The sequence below is a fragment of the Deltaproteobacteria bacterium genome (assembly GCA_016234845.1).
GTDB lineage: Bacteria > Desulfobacterota > Deferrimicrobia > Deferrimicrobiales > Deferrimicrobiaceae > JACRNP01.
In genome coordinates this window covers 1-8,431 of record JACRNP010000152.1, presented here as the reverse complement: position 1 = coordinate 8,431, position 8,431 = coordinate 1, and the positions used below count along the sequence as shown (strand labels likewise).

The window sequence follows — 8,431 nt, the reverse complement described above, 5'->3', positions numbered from 1 at the left end:
GACGCCCATCGCCTTGATATGCCGGACCGATCCGCCCGGAAGGACTACGCGGAAGTCGGTGTCGTACCCTTTCTCTCCGCGAAGCGCTGCCATGTAGGCTTCCACGGCCGAATCCCGGTCGTCCGGATGGAGACTGCCTTCCCATGCCCCTACCCCGCCCGGGGAGACATCCCGGGAGAGCCCGTACAGCTCGTACATCCGGTCGTCCCATATCAGGATGTTTTCCGGAACGTTCAGGTCCCAGATCCCCAGGCGACCGGACACGGTGGCGAGCTGGAGCCGTTGCGTGATGATCCGGAGGTCCCCGGTGCTCTCCTTCAGCCGTATCGCCAGATCCTGCCAGTGGCGTACGGCACGCTGCGCTTCCCGTGTCTGTTTCAGCGCCAGCAGGGACAACAGGAGAAGGGCCGCCGTCGCCGCCACGAAGACTGCTCCGTAGAATGCAAGGTCCTTCTTCCAGTGCGCCAGGATAACCTTCATGCCGATGCCGTTCACCAAGTACACGTTCAAATTGCCGATCCTGCGGACCGCATACATCCTTTTCGTCGCATCGCTCTTCGACATGCCGACGTACGTATCCTGTTCGCCGCGCCGGATCGCCTTCAAGGTTTCGTTCGACGGGTGAAGCGTCAGGACGGCCGGATTCAGCCTGGGAGCCCGCGCAAGGATCTTCCCGTCGCCGCGGACGAGGGCGGTGCCGAAGTCGCTATGCCGTGCGGAGCGGTTCCAGAATTCGCTGAAATACCCAGGATGCACGCTTGTGATGATAACGCCGTCGAAGCGGCCGGTCCCGCCTTCCCGCCGACGGGCGAGATTGAAATCGGTTTTTCCCGTCACGTGCCCGGTTACGAGATGGCCGACGAACATGCCGGCATCGGACGTCCGCAGCGCCTGGAAGTAGTCCCGATCGGCGACGCTTACGGGTTTCGCGGGCAACGGCTCGCTCGCGTTCCGCACGATCCCCGAAGAGTCCGCCAGCCAGATCGCCACCACCTGGGGATAGACATCGCGCACCTTCACGAGGTGCGCCCGGATCCCGGCGGACCGACCGATCTCGTCCCAGCTCATCCCCCGCAGCCGGTCGTTGACGTTCTCCGCGATGAGCTGGTGGGTTTCGAACACGTTCAGCGCGTGTTGCTGGAATATCTCCGTGGTGCGCAGGACTTCCTGGCGGGTGGTCCGGAGCTCGACACGGTATTCTTGCCACATGATGGTGCCGAACAGAACGAGCGGAACCACCACGATTGCCGCTATCAGGAATTTGTACGGACGGATACTTTCGAAACTGGTATCGGGAGATTCGATTCCGTTGCCTCGCACGGAATTCTCCGGTGCGGCTTAAGATCCCCAGGAAGGCATCATACCGCGCCGGATCTTAATTGTATACAGTATACGTTTACGCCCCTTGCGCCGGTTGCACCGATGGCCCCGCATCCGGGGATTCCGGATCGCTCAGGGCGGCGCACGCGAGGACCAGCACCAGGAACTGCCAGTTACCGACGACGTCGGGCTTCATGAGGATGGTTTGACCGACGGTCAACAGGAACATCAGCAACGACGTAACTGTCCACACGGCACGCGCTTTCCAACCGGACAGGATCAGCGCGGCAAGCACCGGCTCCGCGGCGAGGATCAGCCACGCGAGAAGCACGTTCAGGCCGTGGGGGGACCAGGTCTTGTCGAACTGCCCGGTGATGTAGCCGACAAACGTGCCGGACCCCATCAAGACCCATTTGGAAACGCCCACGTACAGCAGCCACGACCCGAACAGGAACCGGATCCCGAACAGGAAGAACCTTCGGGAGTCGTACCTGAGAATCTCCATGCCCCCCTCCTCGCCGTCCTGGTACCGGTTAGATTCGGGGAGGCGCGGATCGGATGCCCGGGCGGAGGGACGACTTAATCCGGTTGGGACCGGGGAATCCCGAAAATCCGTTCGAGGAACGCCGCGCGCAGGGCGGGGTCCCGGAGGTGCGCCTCGTCGATGACGGGGAGGGTACGGAACCGTTCCCGGAAGGACTTCGTGAACAGCCCGTCTCCCGTGCCGCAGCTCGGAGAGCGCTTCTTGCAGACGTATCCGCGCAATCCGAGCGGGGCAAGGTCGGCGATCTTCCCGGTGGTCCAGCGGGTCATCCGATCCGTGTAGTCGCAGCCGGTTTCGATCCCCAGCAGACGGGGAACGGCGGTATCGCCGGACAGCCGCATCGGCTCGCGCGGAACGGGGAGGCCGCACTCCACCTCCGGGCAGACCGGGACGAATTCCACGGATTTCCCGAGCGTGTCCGCGAGGAAGGCGTCCCGCTTGTGTCCCCCGTCGTAGCGTACCTTCTCGCCCAGCAGACAGGCGCTGACCAGGATCCGGACGGCGGGGATCGCGGGACGGTTCCGGCCGCCGGTCATTTCCGATCGAGCACGTCGCGGACCTTCTTCGCCAGCGCCGTCGGCGTGTACGGTTTTCCGATGAAGAACACGCCATCGTCCAGCACCCCGTGCTGCACGATCGCATCGTCCGTATATCCGGATGTGAAGAGCACCTTCGCTTCCGGATGAAGGATGACCAGGTGCGTCGCCAGCTCGCCCCCGTTCATTCCGGGCATCACGACGTCGGTCAGGAGCAGATCGATCCGCCCGCCGAACTCCCTCGCCAACGCGATCGCCTCGGCGCCGTTTCCGGCCTGGAGGACGTTGTACCCCAGCCGTTCCAGCACCTGGACGCACAGCCCCCGGACCACGTCCTCGTCCTCCACCAGGAGCACCGTCTCCGTTCCGTCCAGAAGCTCCTGCGGCTCTCCCGGTTCCTGCCCCTTCTCCGCCTCCGTCTCCACCCTCGGAAGGTAGATCCGGACCGTCGTGCCCTTTTCCGGCTCGGAAAGGACGTCGATCGAGCCGCCCGCCTGCTTCACCGCTCCGTACGTCATCGACAGTCCGAGCCCCGTCCCGCTCCCCTTGGGCTTCGTCGTGAAGAACGGCTCGAAGATCTGCGCCCTGACCTCCTCGGTCATCCCGTGCCCCGTGTCGCTCACGGACAGCCTCACGTACCACCCGGGGCGGGCGTCGGGGTGGACGGCGCAATATGCTTCGTCCAGCTCCACGTTCGATGTTTCGATCCGGAGCTTCCCTCCCTCCCGCATCGCGTCCCGGGCGTTCACCGCGAGGTTCACCAGGATCTGCTCCAGCTGCCCGGGATCCACCCTCACCGTCCCGAGCCCCTCCCCGAGGCCCGTCGCGATCTCGATGTGTTCCCCGATCAGGCGGACCAGCATGCTGTGCAGGTCCGCGATCAGCGCGTTCAGGTCGAGAACCTTCGGCTCGATGATCTGCTTGCGGGAGAACGCCAGCAGCTGCTGCGTCAGCCGCGCCGCGCGCTCCGCCGCCTTGTTCACCTCGAGCAGCATCCCGGAGACCGGATCGGACGCCTGTACCTTCCCCTGGGCCAGCGACACGTTGCCGATGATCACCGTCAGAAGGTTGTTGAAATCGTGAGCCACCCCGCCGGAGAGGCGCCCCACCGCCTCCATCTTCATCGCCTGGCGCAGCTGCGCCTCCAGCCGCTGCCGCTCGGTGATGTCCTCGTAGATCACCAGCTGCCGGTTCCCCAGCAGGGACACCGGGCGGAAGAGGATGGTCTTGCGGTCCCCTCCCCGGCAGGCGACCTCGAAAATCCGCGGCCGGCACACCCCGATCCCGGCGGCGATCAGGTCCTCCTTCCAGATCCGGACGACTTCCTTCCGATTCCCCGGCTCGGGAAACGCGGCCCGGAACCAGTCCTTCCCGATCGACAGATCCTGCAAGGTATATCCGAACATCTTCTCGAAGGCGGGATTGACGTATTCGTAGCGGCCCTTGCCGTCGATCAACGTCATCCCCAGCGGGGACTGATCGCTCAAGACCCGGAACTTCTCCTCGGACACCCGCAAGGCCTCTTCCACGCGTTTGCGGTCGGTGACGTCCTGCATCAGCGCAAGGACGTGGACGGTTCCCTCTTCGGACTGAAGGATGGAGGTGGACATGGCCAGGATCCTGGTTTCGCCGTCGGACCGGGTGATTTCCCACTCCTCGCCCTTCAGGTCGATCCCCTGTCGCATCCGGTCCATCCGGGCGATCGCCCGGGCCTGGAGATCGGGATCCGGGTAGAGGGACTGGTACCAACCGAAGCGGTTGATCTCTTCCATGGTATAGCCGGTCATCTCCGTCATCCGCCGGTTCCACACGGTGAAACGGACAAAGGGGGGATCCGGTACGCCGTGGCAGACGCAAACCCCTTCCGCCGCGCACTCGACGATCCCTTCCCGGAACGCGAGCTGGCTTTTCAGGGCGTTCTCAGACTCCTCGATCCGGACCACGTACATTTCGGTCCGCCGCCCCCCGGCCAAGATCATCGCGGATCCGACCAGCCAGAGGACTCCGACCGAGACCAGTTCGCTTGGCGGGACATCCGCCACCGATTCCCGCTGATGATTGCCGAATTGCCAAATGAGGAGGAGGGCGGCGGCCAAAGTCCACAAGCCCAGGGCGACAAACGTGTAACGACGTATCCGCAAACGATGAATTCCGTGATTCTCCGGTAATGGAAAGATCCGCGCGATCGGCTTCGGAACACCGATCGCGCGTTACATCATGACAGATTCACCGGGAATATTGAACCCGATTCGGGATGGCTTGCTCCGGACCTCAGAGCCCTCTGGACCACTCCGGCCGGAGATTCGCCGGCGACGCTTCCGCCAGCGCCCCGTCGATGAGCGACAGGATCCTCCCCTTATCCCGTGGAAGGACCGCGCCGTGGATGGGTAGGTAGTTGGATGCGTGCTCCGTTCCGAACTTGCAGCCGGACAGATCCAGCTCCTCCACGAACCAGCGCAGTTCCCGGAGGGACTGAACCGGGTCGATCAGGCGGAATCCCCCTCCCATGATCTCCTCCTCGTAGCTCCGCGCGTCCGGGAGAGGCATCAGGGTGAGGGCGGCGAGGAAGTGCGGATCGATCGCGTTGGCCACCCGGGCGGAATCCTTCGCGTGCGCGCGGCTCCCCGCGACGCCTCCCAGTCCCAGCAGGATGAAGGTGGACATCCGCAGCCCCGCGTCGATGGCCTTTCTGCACCCCTCGACGATCCGGTCCGCCGTCGCCCCTTTCCGGATCTTCGCAAGGAGTTCGTCGTTCCCTGTCTCGATCCCCAGGTAGAGGATGTCGAGGCCGCGTTTTTTCAGCGCCGCGAGCTCCTCGGGGGTCCGCCGAAGGAGATTCGTCGGACCCGCGTACGCGCTGATCCTTTCGAGGGACGGGAATCGGCGGTTCAGAAGCTCGAGGATCCCCAGCAGGTGGTCGGTCGGAGCCTCCAGCGGGTCGCCGTCGCCGAGGAACACCCTCCGCGCGCCCGGATGCCGCCGGGACATCTCCACGATCTCCCGCTCCACCGCATCGAAGGGGCGCACGAGGTACTTCTTGGTCTTGTACATCCGGCAGAACAGGCACCGGTTCCAGGAGCAGCCGAGCGTCACCTGGAAGATGAGGGACCGCGCTTCCGACGGCGGCCGGAACAGCGGCATGTCGTATTCCATGGCATCCTCCGTGCGACTACCGACATTATGCATCCCGCCGGGGAAGATCCGGCAGATGCACTTTCCCCCCGATTCTGGTATGCTCATACCATTATTCCCCCCAGCACGATCAAGGAGCCGGAAACCATGACGGGATCGACTACAAAAGCACCTTCGGGAAAGGGAACGGGAAAGAAGGGGCGCGTCCCCTTCTCCTGGGAGGACCCGCTCCTGATCGAGTCCCAGCTTTCCACGGAGGAGCGACTGGTCCGCGATACGGCCCGCAGCTACTGCCAGGAGAAGCTGCTCCCCCGGGTCACCGAGGCCAACCGGAACGAGAAGTTCGACCGGGAGATCATGAACGAGATGGGAGAGCTCGGGTTCCTCGGGCCGACCATCGAAGGGTACGGCTGCGCGGGCGTGAACTACGTCAGCTACGGCCTGATCGCGCGCGAGGTCGAGCGGGTCGACAGCGGGTACCGGTCCGCGATGAGCGTGCAGTCGAGCCTGGTCATGCACCCGATCAACGCGTACGGCACCGAGGAGCAGCGGAAGAAGTACCTGCCGCGCCTGGCCACCGGGGAGATCGTCGGATGCTTCGGGCTCACCGAGCCGGACCACGGCTCCGACCCGGGCGGGATGAAGAGCCGAGCGAAGAAGGTCGCCGGCGGGTACGTGCTTCGCGGGAACAAGATGTGGATCACCAACTCCCCCATCGCCGACGTGTTCGTCGTCTGGGCCAAGGACGAGCAGGGAGTCATCCGCGGGTTCCTCCTCGAGAAGGGGATGAAGGGGCTGTCGGCCCCGAAGATCAAGGGGAAGTTCAGCCTGCGGGCCTCGGAGACCGGCGAGATCGTCATGGACGACGTCTTCGTCCCCGAGGAGAACCTGCTCCCCGACGCGTCCGGCCTGGCGGGACCGTTCGGCTGCCTCAACCGGGCGCGGTTCGGGATCGCGTGGGGGGCGCTGGGCGCGGCGGAGTTCTGCTGGCACGCCGCCCGGAGCTACACCCTCGACCGCAAGCAGTTCGGTCGGCCGCTGGCGGCCAACCAGCTCATCCAGAAGAAGCTCGCCGACATGCAGACGGAGATCACGATCGGCCTGCAGGCGGTCCTGCGGCTGGGCCGGCTCTTCGACGAGGGGAAGGTCGCGCCGGAGGCGATCTCCATGCTCAAGCGGAACTCGTGCGGAAAGGCGCTGGAGATCGCGCGCGCCGCCAGGGACATGCACGGGGGGAACGGGATCTCGGACGAGTTCCACGTCATCCGCCACGTGATGAACCTGGAGTCGGTCAACACCTACGAGGGGACGCACGACATCCACGCCCTCATCCTCGGGCGCGCGCAGACCGGCATCGCCGCCTTCGGGGATTAGTGGGCGCGACAAGCGGGGATATGGCGGGAATTCGGCGGACGCGACCGGGATCGCGGCTGCTGCTGGGAGCCGCGCTCTTTTTCGGGACGCTCGCGGCGATGTTCGCGGGGGCGATGCTTGCGGAGGCCTTGCTGGACCTGTTCGGCGTGGGCTCCGCGGCCGTCCGGCTGGGGGGGAAGGTGCTCGCGATGGCGTGCGCCCTCCCCGCCGGCTTCTACCTCGTGGAGCGCTGGTTCATCCGCCGTTCCTCCCGCGGGGAGGGGGAGGAGGACGTGACGGGGAAATGATCCCCGCTACCGTTTCCCGAACACCCTCGCCTTCACCCGCCCCATCACCATCTCGAACGACTCGCCCGAGTAGGCGTGGACGTTCCGGCGCATCTCGATCAGGTACCGCTCCACCTCCGGCCACTCCTTGCGGATGACCGCCATCTGTTCCGCGTACGCCTTCTCGTAATCGGCCTGCATCTTCTGCTGCAGCCGCGACCGCTTCCCCGTCTCCTCCGGAAACGCCTTCTTGGGAAGGAACTCATGGATCGGCTCGAAGATCCGGACGTCGGTCTCGTCGAGGTGGAACAGCTCGATGTTGTCGATCATCACCACCTCCTTCTTCGGGGTGGCGACGTAATGGCCGTACCGGAGCGCCGTTCCGATGCAGTCGCCCAGGGCGTCCTGCCGTGCCGCGCCGTCCACCCACCAGGAGCCGTCGCGCTGGATCCGGGCGGGGGTGACCGCCTCGTCGTGATAGATGTTGATCCCCTGCTCCCTGGGTTTCAGGAGCACTTCCTCCCCCTGGGGAGTGACGTGGTAGACGACGGGGAGCGCCGGCAGCCCGAGGAGCCCCGGGAGACCGCTGTAGATGTATTCGCCGAGGCAGCCGAAGCGGGACAGGTAGACCGAGTGCTCCTTCCGGTCGGGCGTCTTCACGCTGAACAGGGTGTCCTTGTGGACCTTCTCGACCAGCTGGACGTCGGTGACCTCGAAATCCTTGTACGCCTCGCCGGCCTGCAGGGAGAGGATGGAGAGGACCGATTTCCGCAGCCCCGTGGCCTTGAGCTTCGAGGAGAAGATCTTGACGCGGGCCCCCGGCGGCATCATGCGGATCGCCCCGCGAACCCAGTTCACGTACGAGTGGGAGATGCTGATCGGGAGCATGTCCGTGCTGGTGGGATCGAGGAGCTCGTCGAGCTTGGCCTCCCACAGGGGGATGTGCATTCCCAGGAACTCCTGCGGGTTCTCCACGCCGAGGACCTTGAGGATCTTCTCCCGGTCCAGCGTCGTACGGCTTGCGGCCGGGATCTGGAAGTACCGGTTGAGGGCGCGTTCGTACTTCTGCAGTTCGGGGTGGGAAGAAGCCATTCTCGTCCTCCCGTCCGATGAAGTGGGGACAACCCGATCTTACCACCCGTGCGAGGAAATGGGGAGCGCGAGGGTGGCGGGAGGATCCTCCCTCAACGGCTCCCTCTCGTCAGCTCGAGAAGGGCGTTCGCCAGCGGGGCATGCCCGCCGAAGAGGACGAGCTTGTC

General features: G+C 65.0%; 8 protein-coding genes. 2 read left to right on the top strand and 6 right to left on the bottom strand.

Going from position 1 to position 8,431, the window contains the following annotated elements; translation table 11 throughout:
• From HZB86_10325 to HZB86_10305, 5 genes are all read right to left on the bottom strand, one after another.
• Positions 1-1,239 (bottom strand): PAS domain-containing protein (locus tag HZB86_10325; protein MBI5905921.1); only part of this gene is annotated, 1,239 nt, incomplete at its 3' end.
• A 157-nt stretch (positions 1,240-1,396) separates the two neighbouring features.
• On the bottom strand, positions 1,397-1,825 hold the full coding sequence (locus tag HZB86_10320) for a hypothetical protein (GenBank protein MBI5905920.1): 429 nt from the start codon (positions 1,823-1,825) through the stop codon (positions 1,397-1,399).
• Positions 1,826-1,899: 74 nt separating this feature from the next.
• Positions 1,900-2,400 carry a DUF523 domain-containing protein gene (locus HZB86_10315; GenBank protein MBI5905919.1) on the bottom strand — a complete coding sequence of 167 codons (501 nt, stop codon included), beginning with the start codon at positions 2,398-2,400 and terminating at the stop codon, positions 1,900-1,902.
• Positions 2,397-4,379 (bottom strand): PAS domain S-box protein, encoded by a 1,983-nt coding sequence (locus HZB86_10310; GenBank protein MBI5905918.1) that lies wholly within the window; start codon positions 4,377-4,379, stop codon positions 2,397-2,399. The genes HZB86_10315 and HZB86_10310 overlap by 4 nt, the downstream gene beginning before the upstream one ends.
• Positions 4,380-4,671: 292 nt before the next feature.
• The gene (locus tag HZB86_10305) at positions 4,672-5,553 is read right to left on the bottom strand and encodes a radical SAM protein (GenBank protein ID MBI5905917.1); all 882 of its coding nucleotides are present in this window, start codon (positions 5,551-5,553) and stop codon (positions 4,672-4,674) included.
• 126 nt (positions 5,554-5,679) lie between these two features.
• On the opposite strand from HZB86_10305, the gene HZB86_10300 reads away from it, so the two are divergent.
• Both HZB86_10300 and HZB86_10295 read left to right on the top strand, forming a co-directional pair.
• Positions 5,680-6,906 carry an acyl-CoA dehydrogenase gene (locus tag HZB86_10300; GenBank protein MBI5905916.1) on the top strand — a complete coding sequence of 409 codons (1,227 nt, stop codon included), beginning with the start codon at positions 5,680-5,682 and terminating at the stop codon, positions 6,904-6,906.
• A gap of 20 nt (positions 6,907-6,926) precedes the next feature.
• The gene (locus HZB86_10295; protein ID MBI5905915.1) at positions 6,927-7,193 is read left to right on the top strand and encodes a hypothetical protein; all 267 of its coding nucleotides are present in this window, start codon (positions 6,927-6,929) and stop codon (positions 7,191-7,193) included.
• 6 nt (positions 7,194-7,199) lie between these two features.
• Here the strand turns inward: HZB86_10295 and HZB86_10290 are convergent, their stop codons facing one another.
• Positions 7,200-8,264, bottom strand: a complete 1,065-nt coding sequence (locus HZB86_10290; protein MBI5905914.1) for a hypothetical protein — start codon at positions 8,262-8,264, stop codon at positions 7,200-7,202.
• Positions 8,265-8,431: the final 167 nt, after the last annotated feature.

Coding starts and splice junctions, on each gene's coding strand:
- HZB86_10320 (MBI5905920.1), bottom strand. CDS start 1,825: ATGGAGATTCTCAGGTACGACTCCCGAAGGTTCTTCCTGTTCGGGATC.
- HZB86_10315 (MBI5905919.1), bottom strand. CDS start 2,400: ATGACCGGCGGCCGGAACCGTCCCGCGATCCCCGCCGTCCGGATCCTG.
- HZB86_10310 (MBI5905918.1), bottom strand. CDS start 4,379: ATGATCTTGGCCGGGGGGCGGCGGACCGAAATGTACGTGGTCCGGATC.
- HZB86_10305 (MBI5905917.1), bottom strand. CDS start 5,553: ATGGAATACGACATGCCGCTGTTCCGGCCGCCGTCGGAAGCGCGGTCC.
- HZB86_10300 (MBI5905916.1), top strand. CDS start 5,680: ATGACGGGATCGACTACAAAAGCACCTTCGGGAAAGGGAACGGGAAAG.
- HZB86_10295 (MBI5905915.1), top strand. CDS start 6,927: ATGGCGGGAATTCGGCGGACGCGACCGGGATCGCGGCTGCTGCTGGGA.
- HZB86_10290 (MBI5905914.1), bottom strand. CDS start 8,264: ATGGCTTCTTCCCACCCCGAACTGCAGAAGTACGAACGCGCCCTCAAC.